This is a genomic window from Pseudomonas rhizozeae, from assembly GCF_031583775.1.
Lineage (GTDB): Bacteria > Pseudomonadota > Gammaproteobacteria > Pseudomonadales > Pseudomonadaceae > Aquipseudomonas.
Genome location: NZ_JAVLSB010000007.1, coordinates 106,687 through 129,474, shown reverse-complemented (window position 1 = coordinate 129,474; position 22,788 = coordinate 106,687). Strand labels below are relative to the sequence as shown.

At 60.1% G+C, this 22,788-nt stretch carries 16 protein-coding genes; 9 read left to right on the top strand and 7 right to left on the bottom strand.

Annotation, left to right across the window (positions count from 1 at the left end; translation table 11 throughout):
* Window positions 1-5 precede the first annotated feature (5 nt).
* From RG836_RS01735 to RG836_RS01710, 6 genes are all read right to left on the bottom strand, one after another.
* Window positions 6-917, bottom strand: coding sequence for an ABC transporter permease subunit (locus RG836_RS01735; RefSeq protein ID WP_310842709.1), 912 nt, complete (start codon window positions 915-917; stop codon window positions 6-8).
* A gap of 10 nt (window positions 918-927) precedes the next feature.
* The gene (locus RG836_RS01730; RefSeq protein WP_310842708.1) at window positions 928-1,938 is read right to left on the bottom strand and encodes an ABC transporter permease subunit; all 1,011 of its coding nucleotides are present in this window, start codon (window positions 1,936-1,938) and stop codon (window positions 928-930) included.
* Between the two features lie 74 nt (window positions 1,939-2,012).
* A complete protein-coding gene (locus tag RG836_RS01725; RefSeq protein WP_310842706.1) occupies window positions 2,013-3,608 on the bottom strand; it encodes an ABC transporter substrate-binding protein in 1,596 nt (531 codons plus the stop codon).
* A gap of 78 nt (window positions 3,609-3,686) precedes the next feature.
* The gene (locus tag RG836_RS01720) at window positions 3,687-5,120 is read right to left on the bottom strand and encodes an OprD family porin (protein WP_310842705.1); all 1,434 of its coding nucleotides are present in this window, start codon (window positions 5,118-5,120) and stop codon (window positions 3,687-3,689) included.
* A 177-nt stretch (window positions 5,121-5,297) separates the two neighbouring features.
* Window positions 5,298-6,896, bottom strand: a complete 1,599-nt coding sequence (locus tag RG836_RS01715; protein WP_310842703.1) for an ABC transporter substrate-binding protein — start codon at window positions 6,894-6,896, stop codon at window positions 5,298-5,300.
* A 298-nt stretch (window positions 6,897-7,194) separates the two neighbouring features.
* The gene (locus RG836_RS01710; protein ID WP_310842702.1) at window positions 7,195-8,817 is read right to left on the bottom strand and encodes an ABC transporter substrate-binding protein; all 1,623 of its coding nucleotides are present in this window, start codon (window positions 8,815-8,817) and stop codon (window positions 7,195-7,197) included.
* 1,490 nt (window positions 8,818-10,307) lie between these two features.
* Here RG836_RS01710 and RG836_RS01705 point away from each other — a divergent pair.
* A complete protein-coding gene (locus RG836_RS01705; protein ID WP_310842701.1) occupies window positions 10,308-10,670 on the top strand; it encodes a DUF6124 family protein in 363 nt (120 codons plus the stop codon).
* Between the two features lie 60 nt (window positions 10,671-10,730).
* On the opposite strand, the gene RG836_RS01700 is transcribed toward RG836_RS01705, so the two are convergent.
* On the bottom strand, window positions 10,731-11,447 hold the full coding sequence (locus RG836_RS01700; protein ID WP_310842699.1) for an SIMPL domain-containing protein: 717 nt from the start codon (window positions 11,445-11,447) through the stop codon (window positions 10,731-10,733).
* Window positions 11,448-11,835: 388 nt separating this feature from the next.
* On the opposite strand from RG836_RS01700, the gene RG836_RS01695 reads away from it, so the two are divergent.
* The 8 genes from RG836_RS01695 to garD all read left to right on the top strand — a co-directional run bounded on the left by RG836_RS01695 (window position 11,836) and on the right by garD (window position 22,482).
* Window positions 11,836-13,098, top strand: coding sequence for an ATP-binding protein (locus RG836_RS01695; RefSeq protein ID WP_310842698.1), 1,263 nt, complete (start codon window positions 11,836-11,838; stop codon window positions 13,096-13,098).
* On the top strand, window positions 13,091-13,651 hold the full coding sequence (locus RG836_RS01690; protein WP_310842697.1) for a response regulator transcription factor: 561 nt from the start codon (window positions 13,091-13,093) through the stop codon (window positions 13,649-13,651). The genes RG836_RS01695 and RG836_RS01690 overlap by 8 nt, the downstream gene beginning before the upstream one ends.
* 93 nt (window positions 13,652-13,744) lie before the next feature.
* Window positions 13,745-15,472 (top strand): ABC transporter ATP-binding protein/permease, encoded by a 1,728-nt coding sequence (locus RG836_RS01685; protein ID WP_310842696.1) that lies wholly within the window; start codon window positions 13,745-13,747, stop codon window positions 15,470-15,472.
* Between the two features lie 331 nt (window positions 15,473-15,803).
* A complete protein-coding gene (locus RG836_RS01680) occupies window positions 15,804-16,553 on the top strand; it encodes a FadR/GntR family transcriptional regulator (protein WP_310842754.1) in 750 nt (249 codons plus the stop codon).
* A gap of 477 nt (window positions 16,554-17,030) precedes the next feature.
* Window positions 17,031-17,942 (top strand): 5-dehydro-4-deoxyglucarate dehydratase, encoded by a 912-nt coding sequence (kdgD, locus tag RG836_RS01675; protein ID WP_310842694.1) that lies wholly within the window; start codon window positions 17,031-17,033, stop codon window positions 17,940-17,942.
* Window positions 17,943-18,001: 59 nt separating this feature from the next.
* Window positions 18,002-19,447 carry an aldehyde dehydrogenase family protein gene (locus RG836_RS01670; protein ID WP_310842693.1) on the top strand — a complete coding sequence of 482 codons (1,446 nt, stop codon included), beginning with the start codon at window positions 18,002-18,004 and terminating at the stop codon, window positions 19,445-19,447.
* Window positions 19,448-19,546: 99 nt separating this feature from the next.
* Window positions 19,547-20,917, top strand: a complete 1,371-nt coding sequence (locus RG836_RS01665; protein WP_310842691.1) for an MFS transporter — start codon at window positions 19,547-19,549, stop codon at window positions 20,915-20,917.
* A gap of 11 nt (window positions 20,918-20,928) precedes the next feature.
* A complete protein-coding gene (gene garD / locus RG836_RS01660; protein WP_310842689.1) occupies window positions 20,929-22,482 on the top strand; it encodes a galactarate dehydratase in 1,554 nt (517 codons plus the stop codon).
* Window positions 22,483-22,788: the final 306 nt, after the last annotated feature.

The following is a 22,788-nucleotide window of genomic DNA, read 5'->3' as shown; positions in this document are numbered from 1 at the left end:
TCTCCTCAGGCGGCGTTCTTGAGTTTCGGGTCCAGCGCGTCGCGCAGGCCGTCACCCATCAAGTTGATTGCCAGCACGCTGAGCAAAATTGTCAGACCCGGCAGGCTCACCACCCACCAGGCGCGTTCGATGTAGTCACGGGCCGAAGCCAGCATGGTGCCCCACTCAGGGGTTGGCGGTTGCACGCCAAGGCCAAGGAAGCCCAGGGCCGCGGCATCGAGAATCGCCGAGGAGAAACTCAGGGTCGCTTGCACGATCAACGGTGCCATGCAGTTCGGCAGCACGGTGATGAACATCAGGCGAGGCAGGCCGGCACCGGCCAGGCGCGCGGCGGTCACGTAGTCGCGGTTCAGTTCGCCCATCACCGCGGCGCGGGTCAGACGCACGTAGGACGGCAGGGAGACCACGGCAATGGCGATCACGGTGTTGATCAGGCCAGGGCCGAGGATGGCGACGATCGCCACGGCCAGCAGCAGCGACGGCAGGGCCAGCATGATGTCCATCAGGCGCATGATCGATGGCCCGAGGATACGTGGGAAGAACCCGGCGAACAGGCCCAGCAGGATGCCCGGGATCAGCGACATGACGACCGAGGACAAGCCGATCAGCAGCGACAGGCGCGAGCCCTGGATCAGGCGCGAGAGCAAATCGCGGCCCAGTTCATCGGTGCCCAGCAGGAACTGGATCTGCCCGCCTTCCAGCCACGACGGCGGGGTCAGCAGGAAGTCCCGGTATTGCTCGCTCGGGTTATGCGGCGCGACCCACGGGGCGAAGATCGCGCAGAACACGATCAGGGTCATGAACATCAGGCCGGCGACGGCGCCTTTGTTCTTGGAGAAGGCTTGCCAGAATTCTTTGTACGGCGACGGGTACAGCAGGCTTTGATCGACTGCTACCGCTGGAGTTGGAGTGGTCATGGTCATGATCTCAGCGCTGGTGACGGATGCGTGGGTTGGCAAAGCCGTAGAGGATATCCACTACGAAGTTGACCAGAATCACCAGGCAGGCGATTAGCAGGATGCCGTTTTGCACCACGGGATAGTCCCGCGCGCCAATGGCTTCGATCAGCCATTTGCCGATGCCCGGCCACGAGAAGATGGTTTCGGTCAGGACCGCACCGGCCAACAGGGTGCCGACTTGCAGGCCGACCACGGTCAGCACCGGGATCAGCGCGTTGCGCAAGCCGTGGACAAACACGACGCGCGACGGCGACAGGCCTTTGGCGCGAGCGGTACGGATGTAGTCCTCACGCAGCACTTCGAGCATCGACGAACGGGTCATCCGCGCGATCACCGCCAGCGGGATGGTGCCCAGCACGATGGCCGGCAGGATCAAGTGGTGCAATGCATCGAGGAAAGCGCCAACGTCGTCGGCCAGCAGCGTGTCGATCAACATGAAGCCAGTGCGCGGCTCGATGTCGTAGAGCAGGTCGATCCGCCCGGACACCGGGGTCCAGCCCAGGCTCACGGAGAAGAACATGATCAGGATCAGGCCCCACCAGAAGATCGGCATCGAGTATCCCGCCAGGGAGACGCCCATCACCCCGTGGTCGAACAGCGATCCTCGCTTGAGTGCCGCGATCACCCCGGCCAGCAGGCCCAGGATGCCGGCGAACAACAGCGCGGCCAGGGACAATTCCAGGGTCGCGGGGAATAGAGAGCTGAACTCGCTCCACACGCTTTCACGGGTCCGCAGGGACTCGCCGAGATCGCCATGGGCCAGTTTGCCGATGTAATCGATGTATTGCGCATAAAGGGGTTTATTCAGACCCAGGCGCTCCATGGCCTGGGCGTGCATTTCGGGGTCGACCCGTCGTTCGCCCATCATCACTTCCACGGGGTCGCCAGGAATCATGCGAATCAACGCGAAAGTCAGCAAGGTGATGCCGAAGAACGTGGGGATCAGTAACCCCAGTCGGCGGGCAATAAAACTAAACATCTTGTGGTGTACCTCATCAGCCGGTTAGGCGTGCCGGGTGTCCCTGGGGTCAGGGACACCAAGCGCTTTCTTATCTACTTCACCTGGGTGGTGGCGAAGTTATTAGTGGTGAGAGGACTAATGTGATAGCCCTCTACGTTGTTGCGCATAGCGGTGAACATTCTAGTGTGTGCGATGGCAATCCATGGTTGATCCTGGTTAAAAATCACCTGGGCTTGCTCGTAGAGCGCGGCACGCTCGGCCGGGTCGACCTTTTCGCGGGCCTGGTCGATCAGTGCCTGGAACTTCTCATTGCACCAGCGCGCGTAGTTTTCGCCGTTCTTCGCCGCTTCGCAACTAAGCATTGGTGTTAGGAAGTTGTCCGGGTCACCGTTGTCGCCGGCCCAACCGGCGGAAACCAGGTCGTGCTCGCCGTTTTTCGCGCGCTTGAGCATCTCGCCCCATTCCATCACGCGGATGTCGATCTTGATCCCGACCTTGGCCAGGTCGGACTGCATCATCTGCGCGCCGAGCATCGGGTTGGGGTTGGTCGGACCGCCGCCGTTGCGGGTGAACAGGGTGAAGGTGGTGCCTTCTGGTACGCCGGCTTCCTTGAGCAGGGCGCGCGCCTTGTCGAGGTCGCGGGCCGGGTTCTTCAACTCTTTGTTGTAGCCCAGCAGGGTTTCCGGGTACGGGTTGACCGCGGCGGTGGCGTTGCCTTTGCCGAACAGCGCGTTAACCGCCGCTTCCTTGTCGAAGGCAATGTCGATGGCTTTGCGCACGCGCACGTCGCTCAGGTATTTGTGCGAAGTATTCATGGCGATGTAGGCCACGGTCATCGCGTTCAGTTCATCTATTTTCAGGTTCGAGTCTTTCTTGATGCTCGGCACGTCATCCGGTTTCGGATACAGCGCGATCTGGCATTCGTTGGCCTTGAGTTTTTGCAGGCGCACGTTGTTGTCCGTGGCGATCGCCAGGATCAGCGCTTCAGCCGGCGGCTTGCCACGGAAGTATTCCGGGTTGGCCTTGAAGCGAACCTGGGCGTCCTTGTTGTAGCGCTGGAAAATGAACGGGCCAGTACCGACCGGTTTGTTGTTCAGCTCGGCGGTCTTACCGGACTTGAGCAACTGGTCGGCGTACTCGGCGGAGTAGATCGACGAGAACGCCATGGCGATGTCGGCCAGGAACGGCGCTTCGCGGCGGGTCAGGGTGAACTTGACCGTATTGTCGTCGACTTTCTCTACGCTCTTGAGCAGCTCTTTGAAGCCCATGCTTTCAAAGTAGGGGAAACCCACGCTCGACAATTTGTGCCACGGGTGATTCGGGTCCAGTTGGCGCTGGAAGCTCCAGACCACATCGTCGGCGTTCATGTCGCGCGTTGGCTTGAAGTATTCGGTGGTGTGGAACTTGACGCCTTTGCGCAGGTGAAAGGTGTAGCTCAGGCCATCGTCGCTGATGTCCCAGGAGTCGGCCAGGGCCGGAATCACTTCCGTGGTGCCCGGTTTGAAATCGGCCAGGCGATTGAAAATGGTTTCAGCCACCGCGTCGGCTGTGACTGCAGTCGTGTACTGAACCATGTCGAAGCCTTCGGGGCTGGCCTCGGTGCAGACCACCAGCGGTTTGGCCGCGGCGCCCATGGCGACACTCAGCAATGCGGCAGCGATGGCCGCACGTAGGGGAAGCATTTTCATCAAGAACCCTCTGCAATCGTTTGAAAGACAAAAGCCAAACGGCCGGCTCATCGCTGAGCCAGCCGTTTGGCGGTTGCATTACAAGATTTTGAACGGAATGGTGGTGACCAGACGGAACTCGTTCAAGCTGCCGTCAGCCTGGTTTTCACTGGCGCGGTGGGTGGTGTAGGTCGCGCGAACAGTGGTGGCCTTGAGCGGGCCGCTCTGTACTGCGTAGGCCGCGCCGATCCCGTATTCCTGATGCTTCTCGCCGTCCATGGCCTGGACGCCGTCGTAGCCTTTGCCAGCCACGCCGCCGTTGCCGTTGTAGTGAGTACCGTCGATACCCCAGCCACGGGCGCTGTAGATGTTGAACTTCAGGCCTGGCACGCCGTATTCGGCCATGTTGATGCCGTAAGCGACCTGGAACGATTTTTCGTTCGGGCCGTTGAAGTCGGACAACAGGGAGTTGGCCAGGTAGATACCGTTGGTTTCGTGCAGGTAGTCGAAGTACTCGTTACCGTTCACTTCCTGGTACGAGAAGGTCAGGCTGTGGGCCTGGTGGGTCAGGCCGAACGACAGGGAGTAGGTGTCGTTGTCGATGTCGCCCAGCAGTTTTTTGCCTTCGTCTACGGTTTTGTAGTAGTTCAGGCCGGTGGTCAGGCTCAGGACCGAGCTGTCACCCAATACATGGCTGGCGCCGAAGTAGTATTGGTTCCACAGGTCTTCGGCTTGCGTGCCCCAGAGGCTGGTGGTCAGGCTGGCGAACGGCTGGTAAGTGATACCCGCGGTGTTGACGTGATCCGATTCGGCGCTGGTGTCGCCGTATTCGGAGCGGAACTTGCGCTGGCTTTGCTCGGTACGCGGCGAGTTGCGGTCGAAGGTGCCGATGTCGAAGGCCAGGTTTTCCAGTTCTTCGCTGTGCAGGCTCACACCTTCGAAGCTCGAAGGCAGGGCACGGTTACCGATCACGTCGACCATCGGGCTGCTGAAGTTCTGGCGGCCGGCGGTCAGGGTGGTGTTGGAGACACGGGCCTTGACGTTGGCCAGGCCCAGTTTGCTCCACTGGCCAACGGCGTCGCCGCCTTCTCTGGTCAGGGTACGGTTGTTACCGGCGCCAGGACGGGTGGTCGGCGCGCCGCCGTTGTTGGACGCCAGGTCCTTGCGGTCGCGGTCCAGAGCGATGGCGTTGTACAGCGCCACTTCGGTGCTGAAGCCAACAGTGCCTTCAGTGAAGCCCGAGTTGTACTTAAGGATGGTGCCTTGCAGCCAGTTGATACGGCGGTCGGTCTGGCGGGTTTCGCCATCCTTGCGATAGTTCAGCTTGGCGCCGCGCTGGAACTGCTCGTTGGCATACCAGTTACGGGTAGTGCCGGTCAGCGATTGACCTTCGAGGAAGCCAGTGGCTTCGCTCTGAGCGCTTTTTTCTTTAACGGTAACCGGCGTGAACGCCTGGCTCTGGGTTTCCGCGTAAGCGGTTGCAGTGACGCTGCTGATGGCCAACGCCAGTAATGCGGTGCTGCTCAGTTTCATGGGTGAAGCTCCTTACTTTCTTTTTTTTATGCCGGCCTTTTTGGGAGGAGCCGGCTATTGGTTTAGAACTCATTCACGTCATCGCAAACGTTTGCCGAGGGCCTTGGGGCCGAATCCAGGCAAAGCACCTGCGTAGGGGCGGTTATTCGCCCCCAGCGTTTTGGCTACACGGTTTGTTTAATCGATGCTGACGCCCGAGAAGACGTTACGGCCGAACGGGCTGACCTTGAACCCCTCGACTTTGGCGCTCAACGGTTGGTTGACCGTCGAGTGGGCGACTGGCGTGATCGGCACTTGCTGCTTGAGCAATTGCTGCGCCTGTTTGTACAGCACGGTGCGCTGCTCGCGGTCGGTAACGACCTTGGCTTGCTTGATCAGCTTGTCGTATTGCGGATCACACCACTGCGAGTAGTTGTTGCCGCCGATCGCGTCGCAGCTGTACAGCGTGCCCAGCCAGTTGTCCGGGTCACCATTGTCGCCGGTCCAGCCGATCAGGCTGACATCATGCTCACCGGCCTTGGTGCGCTTGATGTACTCGCCCCATTCGTAGCTGACGATCTTCACCTTCAGGCCGATTTTCGCCCAGTCGGACTGGAGCATTTCGGCCATCAGTTTGGCGTTCGGGTTGTACGGACGCTGCACGGGCATGGCCCACAGGGTAATTTCGGTGCCTTCCTTGACGCCGGCCGCCTTGAGCATTTCCTTGGCTTTTTCCGGGTTGTATTCGGCGTCCTTGACGGTGTCGTCGTAGGACCACTGGGTCGGTGGCATGGAGTTCACCGCCAGTTGCCCGGAACCCTGGTAAACGGCCTTCAAAATGCTCGGCTTATTCACCGCCATGTCCAGCGCCTGGCGCACTTCAAGCTGATCGAACGGCTTGTGGCGCACGTTGTAGGCGATGTAGCCGAGGTTGAACCCAGGCTTGGAGATCAGTTGCAGCTTGTCGTCTTTTTTCAGCGCTTCAACGTCGGCCGGGCGCGGGCTCACAGTGACTTGGCACTCGTCAGCCTTGAGCTTTTGCACACGCACCGAGGCGTCGGTGTTGATCGCGAAAATCAGGTTGTCGAGCTTGACCCGGCTCGGGTCCCAGTAGTGCTTGTTGCCGCTGAAACGGATGTTGGAGTCTTTCTGGTAGCTCTTGAACACGAACGGGCCAGTGCCGATCGGCTTCTGGTTGATGTCGCTCGGTTTGCCTTCGGCCAGCAGCTTGTCGGCGTATTCGGCGGACAGAATGGCGGCGAAGCTCATGGCGATGTTCTGGATGAACGCGGCGTCGACGCTGTTGAGCGTCATGACCACGGTCAGCGGCCCGGTCTTCTCGACCTTGGCGATGTTCTTGTTCAGGCTCATCCCGTTGAAGTACGGGAACTCGGTGGGATACGCCTTGCGGAACGGATGATCGGTGTTGAGCATGCGGTTGAAGGTAAACAGCACGTCATCGGCGTTGAAGTCACGGGTCGGCTTGAAGTACGGCGTGCTGTGGAACTTCACCCCTTCACGCAAGTGGAAGGTGTAGGTCAGGCCGTCGGCGGACACATCCCAGCTCGTCGCCAGGCCCGGTACGACATTGGTCGCGCCTTTTTCGAATTCGGCCAGGCGGTTGTACAACGGCTCGGCGGCGTCGTTATCGGTCGACGTGGTGTATTGCGCGGTGTCAAAACCAGCGGGGCTGCCTTCAGAGCAAAACACCAGGCTGTTGTTGGCGGCGTGGCTCATGGAGGTGGCGGCCAGCAGGCCGGCGCCCAGCAATGCGGAAAAAACCAAGGTATGGCGCATGACGCTTCCTTACTCTCATTCGTGGTGTAAACAGCGAGTCGTGTTATCCAACTGCACTGAGCCCTGACCTTTCATACAGCAAACGTGCCGATGGCCCACGCTGAAGCTGGTCGAAGCCCGACGGTAAGAAACCGTAGGTCCGGCAGTCCATACGAAAAGCCCTGAAGATACGTAGGAAAAAGCGACGCGATCTGTAGCCGATGCAACGGTGTGCAGGGGTTGCAGGGGAGGAGCGACTTCCTGTGATCTCGGCCGGTAAAGCAACGGCGACGTTATAAAACGTCGCCGTTGCAGGACCTTATTTGCTGACGCTGACGCCGTAGAAGGAATTCAAGCCAAACGGGCTGATCTTGAAGTCTTGTACTTCGTTGCGCATAGGTTGATACACCGTCGAGTGAGCGATAGGTGTCATCGGCACAGCATCCTTGAGGACGTGTTGCGCCTGTTTGTACAGCTCGGTGCGCTTGCCCTGGTCAGTGGTGCGCTTGGCTTCTTTCACGATGCCGTCGAACTTCTTGTCGCACCATTTCGAGAAGTTGTTACCGCTCAGCGAATCGCAACCGAACAGCACGTTGAGCCAGTTGTCCGGATCACCATTGTCGCCGCTCCAGCCAATGATCATGGCCTGGTTCTCGCCGCCTTTGGAACGCTTGATGTACTCGCCCCATTCGTAGCTCTGGATCTTCACGTCGAGGCCGATCTTCTTCCAGTCGGACTGCAACATTTCAGCCATCAGCTTGGCGTTCGGGTTGTACGGACGCTGTACCGGCATCGCCCACAGCACGATCTCGGTACCTTCCTTGACGCCGGCTTCCTTGAGCAGCTCTTTGGCTTTCTCAGGGTTGTACGGGGTGTCCTTGATGGTGGTGTCGTAGGACCACTGGGTCGGTGGCATGGCGTTGACCGCCAGTTGACCGGCACCCTGGTAAACCGAGTCGATGATCTGCGGCTTGTTGACCGCCATGTCCAGTGCCTGGCGCACTTTCAGGTTGGCCAACGGGTTCGGCTTGTCGCTGCCCTTGACCTTGTCCATCACGTTATAGGCGATGTAGCCCAGGTTGAAACCCGCCTGGTCAGGCATCTTCAGCGCTTTGTCTTCTTTCAGCGCTTTCAGGTCGGCCGGACGTGGGAACAGGGTGATCTGGCACTCGCCTTTCTTCAGCTTCTGGATACGTACCGACGGGTCGGTGGTGATGGCGAAGATCAGGTTGTCGATCTTGACGTCATCGTTCCAGTAGTCCTTGTTGCCGGTGTAACGAATGTTCGAGTCTTTCTGGTAGCTCTTGAACACGAATGGACCCGTACCGACCGGCTTCTGGTTGATGTCGGCGGCTTTGCCTTCCTTCAACAGCTGCGCGGCATACTCAGCGGACTGCACCGAAGCGAAGCTCATGGCCATGTTCTGGATGAACGCGGCGTCGACTTCTTTAAGGGTGAACTTGACGGTGTGGTCGTCGACTTTATCGATCTTGGTGATGTTGGTGTCCATCCCCATGTCGGTGAAGTACGGGAACTCGGTCGGGTACGCTTTGCGGAACGGGTCATCCTTGTTAATCATGCGATTAAAAGTGAAGAGCACGTCGTCGGCGTTGAATTCGCGGGTCGGCTTGAAGTAAGGCGTGGTGTGGAACTTGACGCCTTCACGCAGGTGGAAGGTGTAAGTCAGGCCATCATCGGAGATGTCCCACTTGGTCGCCAGACCAGGAATCACGGCGGTGCCGCCGCGCTCGAACTGGGTCAGACGGTTGAACATGGTTTCTGCAGAGGCGTCGAAGTCGGTTCCGGTGGTGTACTGACCAGGATCGAAACCGGCCGGGCTCCCTTCGGAGCAAAACACCAGGTTAGTCGCCGCTTGGGCGAAAGGTGCGCTAGCTAACAAGCTTGCGCCGACTAAAAACGGAATGACCGCGTGTTTAAGCATGTTGGCCTCATGATTTGTTGTCATTTTTGGAATTTGAGGACGACCTCGTGAGCCGTTCCTGCGGATACTTATGCAGGGCCCATACCCATTGCAAGATGAACTCGACGTGCAGGCGTTAAACGGTGGCACGCACGTACCTTAATGTCGCATATGTATAAATTCTGACGCATTTGACCGTTTGCGCGTGTTTATTTAGGTGCACGCATCGCACTATTTTGGTGCGTTCAAAGTGGGGGTCGCACTTGGTTGGCGCGGGGGTGTTACTTATTTATACCCTTGCGGGCGGTGGGTTTCAGCGGGAATGGGCTGGCGGATTTTTCCTGCGTTGGGGGCTGTAGTCCAAGGGTGGATGAGTGCTTTGGCGGGGCGTTTTTTCGAGGAGAGGTGGTACTGGGTGCAACCGCTCGGTTTTGTTGGGTGGCGCCTTGGGTCTGTTTATATTTTGTAGGTTTGGTGGCGTGGCGGATGAACTCGGTTCCTGTGGGAGCTGGCTTGCCAGCGATGGCGGCCTTATAGCCGACCAATCACGGGCGGATGTACACGATTTAAACCTGTGGGAGCGGGCTTGCTCGCGAAGGCTATTTGGCTGGCGCTGGAGATTTTGCAGGTGTACATATCCATTCTTGCGGTAACGGCTACTTAAGGTTTCGCCCTTACGGCGAGTCACCTTTTTCAAACGCCAAAAAGGTAACCCAAAAGGCTCGCCCCAATGTACGGCCACTCGCTGAGGCTCGCGGTCCCTTCGCTCCGGCATTCATCCGGGGGCATCGCCCTCCGGTTGGCTTCGCTGGCACCTACATGCGATGGGCATGACTGCGTCATGCGGCGCTGCGCGCTAATCCCCGGATAAACGCCTCCACTCAGCCTCCCAACGGGGCGGGTGGATCAAAATCACAAGCGCGGCGAGCTGACACTCGACCTGATGGATGTACCCGGTCTCTATGAACGCACCGGGTAACTGTGGGAGCTGCGGTGCGACGATTCGACTTGCCAGCGATGGCGGCCTGACAGCCGATCCATCACCGGCGGATGTGCCCACATCAAACCTGTGGGAGCGGGCTTGCTCGCGAAGGCGTCCTGACAGACGACCAATCACTGCCTGATGCACACTAATCCAAATGTGGGAGCGGGCTTGCTCGCGAAGGCGTCACCACAAACAGTGATGTTTAAAGCCATGCCAAGCCAGCCGAACTTTCCCACACCTCTTTCAGGTTGCCGGTCAGACGCCCGGTCAATAACCTTTGGGTTGTCGCTGCACATCAGCGATCGGGAGTGAGATCCCCGGCTTCAGCAATTGGAATACAGCGCCAGTCCCCCCATAATTGCCGCCAGCTTATCCGCTGCCTGCAAGTTTTTATGGCGGCTGTGTGCGGGCAGGCTTCGGCTTGGCCGGGTTCCTTTTGCCGGTAATCTCACACCGTACATAGCTGCCACCTCTTCGCCGAGTGAGATCGGAGAAATGGATGGCTCCAACTCAAAAGGAAAGTAAATTGGATAAGTTAATCCCCGACCCACCCTTCAACACCATCAACCCGTTCTCCGAATCTTCCATAGTCGAAGACCTCCTCACGGACCAGGCCGCCGCGCAGCGTGCCCTCGACTATTACCTGGCTCCACCCGCCGAATCCAAGCCGAAAAAATCCAGCACGATGTTTGTCATCGCGCCGGACGTGGATAACGAGTCGTTATTGGTGCATGCCTGTGAAACGCTGGCGTCGTTGAATGTGATGGCGAGTAATCTGGCGTTTGAGCTGGAGAGTGCACAGCGCAGTTCGGCGCTGGCGATTCAGCAGATGGTGTCGCTGGTGGAGCTGGCGGTGAATCGCGCGCTGGATAACATCGATCCGGCGTAGAGCGGTGAAAGACCTGTCACTGATCGTTCCCACGCGAGGGCGTGGGAACGAACATTTACATCAAGGCATCAACACTTCAATCGAGCCATCTGCCGTCAGGCTGACCTGGCTGGTGCCGGCTTCGACGTCCGGGCTGACCGGGGCGCCGTCGGCGCTGGCGGTTTTCATCATCATCGGTGCACGCATGAACGGTTGCGGGTAGCCGTTGGTGTTGAAGTTCAGGTTGACGATTTTATAGCCCTTGCCGCCGAGGGCGTCGGTGGCCAACTGGGCGCGGGCCTTGAAGGCGGCGACGGCGTCTTTGAGCATTGCGTCTTCGCTGGCCTTGCGGGTCGGCTCGGCGATGGCGAAGTCCATGCCGCCCATTTTCAGGTCGGTCAGCAGTTCGCCGGTGAGTTTCGACAGGACGGCGAAGTCGGCGCTTTCCAGTCGCAGTTCGGCGCGTTCACGCCAGCCAGTGATTTTCTGGCCCTTGACGTCGTAGATCGGGTAGCTGTTGCGGCTGCCCTGGCGCAGTTTCACCGCGTCGACTTTCTTTGCGTCGGCCAGCGCCTTGTTCATGGTGGTGCTGACGTCGGCGGCGAGTTTGGCCGGGTCGGTGTTTTGCGATTCGGTGTACAGCGTGACGATCATTAGGTCGCGCGGCACTTCCTGGCTGACTTCGGCGCGCAGAGAGATCTGGTTGTAGTGCAGCTCGTCGGCGGCCAGGGCCGGCAGGCTGGCGACAGTGCCAACGCTGAGGGCGAGGAGGGCGGCGCTACGGCGGAATGTGTGCATGAAAGCTCCTTGGACGATGCGCAGGGTGGTGGTCCGTGCCTGCGTGAAACCATCAGACTCTAGCTTTTATGATCCGGTTCGCCCAGTTACAACTTCAATACGAATGATGTGATGCGGCGCAGCTTTTTGTGGCGAGGGAGCTTGCTCCCGCTTGAGTGCGTAGCGCTCACAAAGTCTTGGGGCCGCTGCGCAGCCCAGCGGGAGCAAGCTCCCTCGCCACAAGAGCGAAAAGCCACAAGAGCAAAGTCGCAAGAGCAAAGTCACCAAGAGCACAACCCAAAAAATCACTCGCCGCCGAGCTGTGGCTGTTTGCCGCACGTTTGCCTGCCAGGCCCCACGCTTGGTTATACTCCGTGCGATCCGCCTGGAGCGCTCATCAGGAGAGCTCATGCTCGCCGCCGTTCAAATCACTTCCGCCACGCGCCAGAACCTCTGGCGGCTGACGTTCATCCGCACTTTGGTGCTGGCCGCCCAGGCCGGTTCGGTGGGGTTGGCCTACTGGCTCGATCTGCTGCCGCTGCCGTGGTTTCAACTGGCGGCGACCCTTGCCTGTTCGATGCTGCTGTGCGCGTTTACGGCGATTCGCTTGCGCACGTCGTGGCCGGTGACCGAGCTCGAATACGCTGTGCAATTGGCTTGCGACCTGTTTATCCACAGTGCCTTGCTGTTTTTCTCCGGGGGCTCCACCAACCCGTTCGTTTCGTATTACCTGGTGCCGCTGACCATTGCCGCGGTGACCTTGCCGTGGCGTTTTTCGGTGATTTTGTCGGGCATCGCCCTGGCCATGTATACCCTGCTGCTGGCGCGATTCTATCCGCTGCAGACCTACCCGATCGCCCGGGAGAGCTTGCAGGTGTACGGCATGTGGCTGAGTTTTGCCCTGGCTGCGGCGGTGATTACGTTCTTCGCCGCGCGCATGGCCGAGGAGTTGCGGCGTCAGGAAGAGTTGCGCGCCATTCGCCGCGAAGAAGGCCTGCGCGATCAGCAATTGCTGGCCGTGGCCACCCAAGCCGCTGGCGCGGCGCATGAGCTGGGCACGCCATTGGCGACCATGAGCGTGCTGCTCAAAGAGATGCAGCAAGACCACCCGGACCCGATGCTCCAGGACGACCTGAAGGTGCTGCAGGATCAGGTCAAACTCTGCAAAGAAACTTTGCAACAACTGGTGCGCGCCGCGGAGGCCAATCGGCGTCTGGCGGTGGAAATGCAGGACGTGACCGACTGGCTGGACGAAGCGCTGAACCGTTGGCACCTGATGCGCCCGGAGGCCAGTTACCGCTTCCAGCGCCTCGGCCAGGGCACGGTGCCGCGCATGGCGCCGCCGCCGGACCTGACGCAAGCGTTGCTGAATTTGCTGAACAATGCCGCCGATGCCTGCCCCGAAGGCTTGCAAGTGACGCTGGACTGGGACTTCGAGTACCTGACCATCAGCATTCGCGACCACGGCGCCGGCGTGCCGCTGGCGATTGCCGAGCAAATCGGCAAGCCATTCTTTACCACCAAGGGCAAAGGCTTCGGCCTGGGCCTGTTTTTGAGCAAGGCCAGCGTGACACGCGCCGGCGGCTCAGTGAAACTCTACAGTCATGAGGAAGGCGGCACGCTCACCGAGCTGCGCCTGCCCCGTGTCGCCCGAGGAGACGAGCATGAGTGACGAAACCCCAGTTGAAGGCGAAGACCTGCCGCACCTGTTGCTGGTGGACGACGACGCCACCTTCACCCGCGTGATGGCCCGCGCCATGTCGCGCCGTGGCTTTCGCGTCAGCACCGCTGGCTCTGCCGAAGAAGGCTTGAGCATCGCCCAGGCGGATATTCCTGACTACGCGGCTCTCGACCTGAAAATGGACGGTGACTCCGGCTTGGTGCTGCTGCCCAAGTTGCTGGAGCTGGACCCGGAAATGCGCGTGGTGATCCTCACCGGTTACTCGAGCATTGCCACTGCCGTCGAGGCGATCAAGCGCGGTGCCTGCAATTACCTGTGCAAGCCGGCGGATGCCGACGACGTCTTGGCCGCGCTGCTTTCAGAGCACGCCGACCTCGATACGCTGGTGCCGGAAAACCCGATGTCGGTCGATCGCCTGCAATGGGAGCACATTCAGCGCGTGCTCACCGAGCACGAAGGCAATATCTCCGCCACGGCCCGCGCCCTGGGCATGCACCGCCGCACACTGCAGCGCAAACTGCAGAAGCGTCCCGTCCGTCGCTGAACCTGCGCTGAACGGATGGCCGTAGCCCTCGCGACAACCCAGGCCGATCCTCTATGATCGGCCCGTGTGTTCCTTCTCCAATGAGCCTTATCCATGAATCAGAACGCTGAATATTCCGCGGTCAACGATACCGTGCACGGGCAGTTTTTCCGCAAGGTCTGGGCGATGACCACGCCTTACTGGCGCAGCGAAGAAAAGGGCAAGGCCTGGACGTTGCTGATCGCCGTGATTGCGCTGTCGCTGTTCAGCGTGGCGATTTCGGTGTGGATCAACAGTTGGTACAAGGATTTTTACAACGCCTTGCAGAAGAAAGACGAGGCGGCGTTCTGGCAGTTGATCCTGTATTTCGGCGGCATCGCCACGGTGGCGATTCTCGGCGCGGTGTACCGCTTGTACCTGACACAGATGCTGACCATCCGCTGGCGAGCCTGGCTGACCGAGCAGCATTTCGCCCGTTGGCTGGGCAACAAAAATTACTACCAGTTGGAGCAGGGCGGCTACACCGATAACCCGGACCAACGGATTTCCGAAGACCTCAACACTTTCACCAGCAATACCTTGGGTCTGGGCCTTGGGCTGATCCGCAACGTGGTCAGCCTGGTGTCGTTCTCGATCATTCTGTGGGGCGTGTCCGGCAGTATCGAAGTGTTCGGCTTCACCATCCCTGGCTATATGTTCTGGTGTGCACTGGTGTACGCGGCGGTCGGCAGTTGGCTGACGCACTTGATCGGTCGCCGCTTGATCGGCCTTAACAACAACCAGCAACGCTTCGAAGCGGACCTGCGTTTTTCCATGGTGCGGGTGCGGGAAAACGCCGAGAGCATCGCGCTGTACAACGGCGAACCCAACGAAAACCGCCGCTTGAGCAACCGCTTCGGACTGGTGTGGCACAACTTCTGGGACATCATGCGGGTGTCCAAGCGCCTGACGTTCTTCACCTCCGGCTACGGCCAGATCGCGATCATCTTCCCGTTCATCGTCGCCGCGCCGCGCTACTTCACCGGCAAGATCGAACTGGGCGAGCTGATGCAAATCAACTCGGCGTTCGGCAACGTGCAGGAGAATTTCAGCTGGTTTATCACGGCGTATTCCGACCTCGCGGCGTGGCGCGCCACCTGTGATCGTCTGCTGAGTTTCCGCCAGGCCATGGACGACAACGAGCAACGGCCGGCGGCGATCGACGTGCAGAACCAGGGCAATGAATTGAACGTACACAACCTCGGCCTCGACCTGGCGGGTGGTCGGCATTTGCTGGCCAACGCCAACATGACGGTCGAGCCAGGTGAGCGGGTGATGCTCAGCGGCCGTTCCGGCAGCGGCAAGTCGACACTGCTGCGGGCGATGGGGCATTTGTGGCCGAGGGGGCATGGCAATATCCGGTTGCCGGCGGCGCGTTATCTGTTCCTGCCGCAAAAACCTTATCTGCCGATTGGCACCCTGCGTGATGCCTTGAGTTATCCACAGACCGGCGACACCTACCCGGACGAGCGCTATGCGCAAGTGCTGGAAACTTGTCGCCTGCCGCACCTGGTGGCGCGTCTTGATGAAGCCGATCACTGGCAGCGCATGCTTTCGCCCGGTGAACAGCAACGACTGGCCTTCGCCCGCGCGCTGCTGTTCGCGCCGCAATGGCTGTACATGGACGAAGCTACTTCGGCGATGGATGAAGAAGACGAGGCGACCTTGTATCAGGCGTTGATCGATGAGCTGCCAGGGTTGAGCATCGTCAGCGTCGGCCATCGCAGCAGCCTTAAGCGTTTCCATCCAAGGCATGTGCGCATCGAGGGCGGGCATCTGGTGGATCAGACGGTATTGGCGTAGAGGTCGATAAGTTTTGTAACAGCTTTTGTGGCGGTGGAGATTTGGTTGTCGCTGGTGTTGGTGTTGGTGTTGGTGTTGGTGTTGGTGTTGGTGTTGGTGCTGTGGCTGTGGCTGTCGCTTTGGCTGTTGTGGTGAGGGGGCTTGCCCCCGTTGGGTCGCGAAGCGGCCCCAAAAGCTGGGACTGCTACGCAGACCTTCGGGGCAAGCCCCTCGCCACAAACGCTCGTCACCACAGGGCAATCCTGAGGGGCGTTAATCTGCCACGGTGATCGTACAACCCGCTTGAGCTATGATGCGGATTCAGCCTTACCTATCGAGACCGATGCTCATCATGGAAAACCCGATCGCCGTACCTCGTCTGCCTCGCAAGCGCCGCAGCCTCGCCCAGGAGTTGGTGACGGTGCTGTCCGAGCAGATCCGCGACGGGTTGCTCAAGCGTGGCGACAAGTTGCCCACCGAGTCGGCGATTATGGATGCCCATGGCGTGAGCCGCACCGTGGTGCGCGAGGCGATCTCGCGGTTGCAGGCGGCGGGGCAGGTGGAAACCCGGCACGGCATCGGCACCTTCGTGCTGGACACGCCGAGCCCCAGCGGTTTTCGCATCGACCCGGCCACCGTGGTCACCTTGCGCGATGTGCTGGCGGTTCTGGAATTGCGCATCAGCCTGGAGGTGGAATCAGCCGGCCTCGCCGCGCAACGCCGCAGCGCGGAAGAACTGGCGTTGATGCGCGCGGCGCTGGATGCGCTGAACGAAAGTGCGGCGCATGCCACGGATGCGGTGGCGTCGGATTTCCAGTTTCACCTGCAGATTGCCCTGTCCACCGGCAACCGCTATTTCACCGACATCATGACGCACCTGGGCACCAGCATCATTCCCCGCACCCGGCTTAACTCGGCGCGCCTGGCCCACGATGATCAGCAGCACTACATGAGCCGCCTGAGCCGCGAGCACGAAGAAATCTACGACGCCATCGCCCGCCAGGATGCCGATGCCGCCCGCGCGGCCATGCGCCTGCACCTGACCAACAGCCGCGAGCGGTTGCGTCAGGCGCATGAAGAGGCTGAGGCGCAGCGCGGTTAAGCGTTTGGCACCTAGCCTGCGTTGACCGTCAGGCCGCCTTCGCGAGCAGGCTCGCTCCCACAGGTATCGCAGTCGGCTGGAAAATCCTGTCACCTGCGAGGACGCAAGTTGGCCGCACAGCGGATCGCATTCTGCCGAACCAACCCGGTCCCTGTGGGAGCGGGCTTGCCCGCGAAGAGGCCAGTGGCCCCACTAAATTCCCCCAAGTCTTACGACGACTCCATTCGCTCAATGCTCGTCAAGCCCCGCCAAAAAATCCCCCGCAAGCAAAAAATCCCCCCCTTTCATCCCTCCGGAAAACCCGCGCAAACCCTTAATCCATCTACCTCACACCGACCCTCTACGACCAAAGTCACCCAACCCACGATGAAATGCAGTTGACGGTTGTATTTTAAGTTGTACGATGACCTACAACTTCAGCGACGGCTGACGTTTTCATACACACACATACGTTTTTGCTGCCAGGGTGTTCGAATAATGAATCCACAAGAACTGAAGTCCATCCTCTCTTCCGGTCTGCTGTCCTTCCCGGTTACCGATTTTAATGCCCAGGGCGATTTCCATCGCGCTGGCTACGTCAAGCGTCTCGAGTGGCTGGCCCCGTACGGCGCCTCGGCTCTGTTCGCTGCCGGCGGCACTGGTGAGTTTTTCTCCCTCGCTGCCAGCGAATACTCGGAAATCATCAAGACTGCCGTTGATACCTGCGCCACCAGCGTGCCAATCCTTGCCGGTGTCGGCGGTGCTACCCGCCAGGCCATCGAATACGCACAGGAAGCCGAGCGTCTGGGCGCCAAAGGTCTGTTGCTGCTGCCGCACTACCTGACCGAGGCCAGCCAGGACGGCGTGGCCGACCACGTTGAAGCCGTGTGCAAATCGGTGAAAATCGGCGTCGTGGTTTACAACCGTAACGTCTGCCGTCTGAACGCTGCTCAGCTGGAACGCCTGGCCGAGCGCTGCCCGAACCTGATCGGCTACAAGGATGGCCTGGGCGATATCGAGTTGATGGTGTCGATCCGTCGCCGCCTCGGTGATCGTTTCAGCTACCTGGGCGGTTTGCCGACCGCTGAAGTCTACGCCGCTGCTTATAAGGCTCTGGGCGTACCGGTCTACTCCTCGGCGGTGTTCAACTTCATCCCGAAAACCGCGATGGATTTCTACCACGCTATCGCTCGCGACGATCACGAGACCGTCGGCAAAATCATCGATGACTTCTTCCTGCCGTACCTGGACATCCGTAACCGCAAAGCCGGTTACGCGGTGAGCATCGTTAAGGCGGGGGCAAAAATCGCCGGCTATGACGCAGGTCCGGTGCGTGCGCCGCTGACCGATCTGACCCGCGAAGAGTACGAGATGCTCGCCGCCCTGATCGACAAGCAAGGCGCGCAATAACAACCGTCCAGATAAGGCCGCTGAGCAATCAGCGGCTTTTTGCGTGAGGAGAACAACTCGTGGCAGATGCAAAGCGTTTTGATAACTACATCAACGGCGAATGGGTTGCCGGTGGCGATTACTCCGCCAACATCAACCCGTCGGAGTTGAGCGACACCATCGGCGATTACGCCAAGGCTGACCTGGCGCAAGTCAACGCGGCCATCGATGCAGCCCGCGCCGCGTTCCCGGCCTGGTCCACTTCCGGCATCCAGGCGCGTCACGACTCGCTGGATAAAGTCGGCACCGAAATCCTCGCCCGTCGCGAAGAGCTCGGCACCCTGCTGGCCCGTGAAGAGGGCAAGACCCTGCCGGAAGCCATCGGCGAAGTGACCCGCGCCGGTAACATCTTCAAGTTCTTCGCCGGTGAGTGCCTGCGTCTGTCCGGCGACTACCTGCCGTCGGTACGTCCGGGCGTCAACGTTGAAGTGACGCGCGAAGCGCTGGGCGTGGTCGGTCTGATCACCCCGTGGAACTTCCCGATCGCCATTCCTTCGTGGAAAATTGCCCCGGCCCTGGCCTATGGCAACTGCGTGGTGTTGAAGCCGGCTGACCTGGTACCGGGCTGCGCCTGGGCCCTGGCCGAAATTATCTCCCGCGCCGGTTTCCCGGCTGGCGTGTTCAACCTGGTGATGGGCAGTGGCCGTGTGGTCGGTGAAGCCCTGGTCAACAGCCCGAAAGTCGACGGCATCAGCTTCACCGGTTCGGTGGGCGTGGGTCGTCAGATCGCCGTCAGCTGCGTGTCGCGCCAGGCCAAAGTGCAACTGGAAATGGGCGGTAAAAACCCGCAGATCATTCTCGACGACGCCGACCTCAAGCAAGCGGTCGAGCTGTCGGTACAGAGCGCGTTCTACTCCACCGGCCAACGTTGCACTGCATCGAGCCGCTTCATCGTCACCGCCGGCATTCACGACAAGTTCGTTGAAGCCGTGGCTGAGCGCATGAAGTCGATCAAAGTCGGCCACGCCCTGAAAGCCGGTACCGACATCGGTCCAGTGGTGTCCCAGGCACAGCTTGAGCAAGACTTGAAGTACATCGACATCGGCCAGTCCGAAGGTGCACGTCTGGTCAGCGGCGGCAACGTCGTGACCTGCGACACCGAAGGCTACTACCTGGCGCCAACGCTGTTTACTGACAGCGAAGCCGCCATGCGTATCAGCCGTGAAGAGATCTTCGGCCCGGTGGCTAACGTAGTTCGCGTGGCGGATTACGAAGCGGCCCTGGCGATGGCCAACGACACCGAATTCGGTCTGTCGGCGGGCATTGCCACCACGTCCTTGAAGTACGCCAACCACTTCAAGCGTCATTCCCAGGCCGGGATGGTGATGGTCAACCTGCCCACCGCCGGGGTGGATTACCACGTTCCGTTCGGTGGCCGTAAAGGTTCGTCCTACGGCTCGCGCGAGCAAGGCCGTTACGCCCAAGAGTTCTACACCGTGGTGAAGACCTCCTACATCGGCTCGTAACCCGCTGCACCCGCGCGGGGCTTCTGCCTGAGGCCTTGCGCGGCACATCACTCAAGAATGTTTTACCCGCATAAAAATAATCAGTGGGAGTACATCTACATGCAATCGACCGAGAAGCCGACTCACGTCCGCTATTTGATCCTGCTTATGCTTTTCCTTGTGACCACGATCAACTACGCCGATCGTGCGACCATCGCTATCGCGGGCTCCAGCCTGCAAAAAGACCTCGGCATCGACGCCGTCACCCTCGGCTATATCTTCTCGGCATTCGGCTGGGCCTACGTGGCCGGGCAGATTCCTGGTGGTTGGCTGCTGGACCGTTTCGGTTCGAAAAAAATCTATGCCCTGAGCATTTTCACCTGGTCGCTGTTCACCGTGCTGCAAGGCTGGGTCGGCGAATTCGGCATGTCCACTGCCGTGGTCGCGCTGTTCATGCTGCGCTTCCTGGTGGGCCTGGCTGAAGCCCCTTCCTTCCCGGGTAACGCGCGCATTGTGGCAGCCTGGTTCCCGACGGCGGAGCGCGGTACGGCTTCGGCGATCTTCAACTCGGCGCAATACTTCGCCACCGTGCTGTTCGCACCGTTGATGGGCTGGATCGTGTACTCCTTCGGTTGGGAGCACGTGTTCATCGTCATGGGCCTGATCGGCATCGTGTTCTCGGGCATCTGGCTGAAAGTGATCTACAGCCCGCGTGAACACCCGATGATCAACAAGGCCGAGTTCGACCACATCGCTGCCAACGGCGGCATGGTCGACATGGACCAGGACCGCGGCAAGCGCAGCAAGGGCGATGGCCCGAAGTGGGACTACATCCGCCAGTTGCTGACCAACCGCATGATGCTCGGCGTTTATCTGGGCCAATACTGCATCAACGGCATCACCTACTTCTTCCTGACCTGGTTCCCGGTGTACCTGGTGCAGGATCGTGGGATGACCATCCTCAAGGCGGGTTTCATTGCCTCGCTGCCGGCGATCTGCGGCTTTATCGGTGGTGTGCTGGGCGGGGTGATTTCCGACTACCTGCTGCGCAAGGGCCACTCGCTGACCTTCGCTCGCAAGGCGCCGATCATTGCCGGCCTGCTGGTCTCCAGTAGCATCGTGGCGTGCAACTACGTCGACGTGGAATGGATGGTCGTCGGCTTCATGGCACTGGCCTTCTTCGGCAAGGGCGTGGGCGCATTGGGCTGGGCCGTGGTGTCCGACACTTCGCCTAAGCAGATTGCCGGTTTGAGCGGCGGCCTGTTCAACACTTTCGGTAACCTGGCGTCGATCACCACCCCGATCGTCATCGGCTACATCATCAGCACCACCGGTTCGTTCAAGTGGGCGTTGGTGTTTGTTGGTTGCAACGCGCTGGTTGCGGTGTTCAGCTACCTGGTCATTGTCGGTCCGATCAAACGTGTGGTGCTCAAAGAGCCACCTACCAGCGGCCCTGAACTGACCAACAAATTGTCCCAAGCACATTCCTGAGAGGCGGCGTCATGCAGTTGATTGAACATTCCGACTCGCCGCGCTACATCCGTTTGCACGAGCGTGACAACGTGGTGATCGTGGTCAACGACCAGGGCGTACCGGCCGGGACTGAATTCCCGGACGGCCTGGTGACCGTGGATTTCGTACCGCAAAGCCACAAGGTCACCCTGGAAGACATTCCCGAAGGTGGTCAGGTGATCCGTTACGGCCAGACCATTGGTTACGCCTTGCAGCCGATTCCCCGTGGCAGCTGGGTCAAGGAAGATCAACTGCGTATGCCGACCGCGCCCCCGCTGGACAGCTTGCCGCTGTCCACCGAGGTCCCGGCCACGCAAGCACCGCTGGACGGCTACACCTTCGAGGGTTATCGCAACGCCGACGGCACTGTCGGCACGCGTAACATCCTCGGCATCACCACCACGGTGCAGTGCGTCACCGGTGTGCTGGACCATGCGGTCAAGCGCATCAAGGACGAGTTGCTGCCCAAGTATCCGCACGTCGATGACGTGGTGGCCCTGACCCACAGCTACGGCTGCGGCGTGGCCATCACCGCCACCGACGCCTACATTCCGATCCGCACCGTGCGCAACCTGGCGCGCAACCCGAACCTGGGTGGCGAAGCGCTGGTGATCAGCCTCGGCTGCGAGAAATTGCAGGCCGGGCAGGTGATGCACGAGAACGACAGCTCCGTCGATCTCAGCGATCCGTGGCTGTACCGCTTGCAGGATTCCAGCCACGGTTTCACCGAGATGATCGAGCAGATCATGGAGCTGGCCGAAGTGCGCCTGAAGAAACTCGATCAGCGTCGTCGCGAGACGGTGCCGGCCTCGGAGTTGATTCTGGGCATGCAGTGCGGCGGCAGCGATGCGTTTTCCGGGATCACCGCCAACCCGGCGCTCGGTTACGCTTCGGACCTGCTGCTGCGCGCCGGGGCGACGGTGATGTTTTCCGAAGTCACCGAAGTGCGCGACGCGATCTACTTGCTGACCTCCCGTGCCGAATCCGAAGCGGTCGCCCAGGAACTGGTGCGCGAGATGGACTGGTACGACCGTTACCTGGCCAAGGGCGAAGCGGACCGCAGCGCCAACACCACACCGGGCAACAAGAAGGGCGGGTTGTCGAACATTGTCGAGAAGTCCCTGGGCTCGATCGTCAAGTCCGGCAGCAGCGCGATCAATGGGGTGCTTGGCCCTGGCGAGCGAGTTAACCAGAAAGGCCTGATCTTCTGCGCCACACCGGCCAGTGATTTTGTCTGCGGTACCTTGCAACTGGCGGCGGGGATGAACCTGCACGTGTTCACCACCGGACGTGGTACGCCTTACGGCTTGGCCATGGCGCCGGTGGTGAAGGTTTCCACCCGCACCGAACTGGCCCAGCGCTGGCCCGACCTGATCGACATCGACGCCGGGCGCATCGCTACCGGACGCGCGACCATCGAAGACCTCGGCTGGGAGTTGTTCCACTACTACCTGGACGTGGCCAGCGGCAAGAAACAGACCTGGTCCGAGCATCACAAGCTGCACAACGACATCACCTTGTTCAACCCGGCGCCGATTACCTGAGACCGCGTCGTCTGCATCGCTGGCAAGCCAGCTCCCACAGGGACCTTCTTTGTTGTCGAAACGGCGTGAACACTGAAGATCTTGTGAGAGCTGGCAAGCCAGCTCTCACAATGACCTTCTTTGTTGTCGAAATGGCGTGAACACTGAAGATCTGTGGGAACTGGCAAGCCAGCTGCCATAGGTACCTTCTTTGTTGTCGAAATGGTTCGAACACTGAGAATTCCTGTGGGAGCTGGCTTGCCAGCGATGGCGGTCTACCAGACGCCGGAGTGCTTAGTGGCTTATCATTAGCCCCCTAACGACACC

Bases quoted from the DNA above. Each gene is read 5' to 3' on its own strand.
- RG836_RS01735 (WP_310842709.1), bottom strand. From the start codon at position 917: ATGACCACTCCAACTCCAGCGGTAGCAGTCGATCAAAGCCTGCTGTAC.
- RG836_RS01730 (WP_310842708.1), bottom strand. From the start codon at position 1,938: ATGTTTAGTTTTATTGCCCGCCGACTGGGGTTACTGATCCCCACGTTC.
- RG836_RS01725 (WP_310842706.1), bottom strand. From the start codon at position 3,608: ATGAAAATGCTTCCCCTACGTGCGGCCATCGCTGCCGCATTGCTGAGT.
- RG836_RS01720 (WP_310842705.1), bottom strand. From the start codon at position 5,120: ATGAAACTGAGCAGCACCGCATTACTGGCGTTGGCCATCAGCAGCGTC.
- RG836_RS01715 (WP_310842703.1), bottom strand. From the start codon at position 6,896: ATGCGCCATACCTTGGTTTTTTCCGCATTGCTGGGCGCCGGCCTGCTG.
- RG836_RS01710 (WP_310842702.1), bottom strand. From the start codon at position 8,817: ATGCTTAAACACGCGGTCATTCCGTTTTTAGTCGGCGCAAGCTTGTTA.
- RG836_RS01700 (WP_310842699.1), bottom strand. From the start codon at position 11,447: ATGCACACATTCCGCCGTAGCGCCGCCCTCCTCGCCCTCAGCGTTGGC.
- RG836_RS01695 (WP_310842698.1), top strand. From the start codon at position 11,836: ATGCTCGCCGCCGTTCAAATCACTTCCGCCACGCGCCAGAACCTCTGG.
- RG836_RS01690 (WP_310842697.1), top strand. From the start codon at position 13,091: ATGAGTGACGAAACCCCAGTTGAAGGCGAAGACCTGCCGCACCTGTTG.
- RG836_RS01685 (WP_310842696.1), top strand. From the start codon at position 13,745: ATGAATCAGAACGCTGAATATTCCGCGGTCAACGATACCGTGCACGGG.
- RG836_RS01680 (WP_310842754.1), top strand. From the start codon at position 15,804: ATGGAAAACCCGATCGCCGTACCTCGTCTGCCTCGCAAGCGCCGCAGC.
- kdgD (WP_310842694.1), top strand. From the start codon at position 17,031: ATGAATCCACAAGAACTGAAGTCCATCCTCTCTTCCGGTCTGCTGTCC.
- RG836_RS01665 (WP_310842691.1), top strand. From the start codon at position 19,547: ATGCAATCGACCGAGAAGCCGACTCACGTCCGCTATTTGATCCTGCTT.
- garD (WP_310842689.1), top strand. From the start codon at position 20,929: ATGCAGTTGATTGAACATTCCGACTCGCCGCGCTACATCCGTTTGCAC.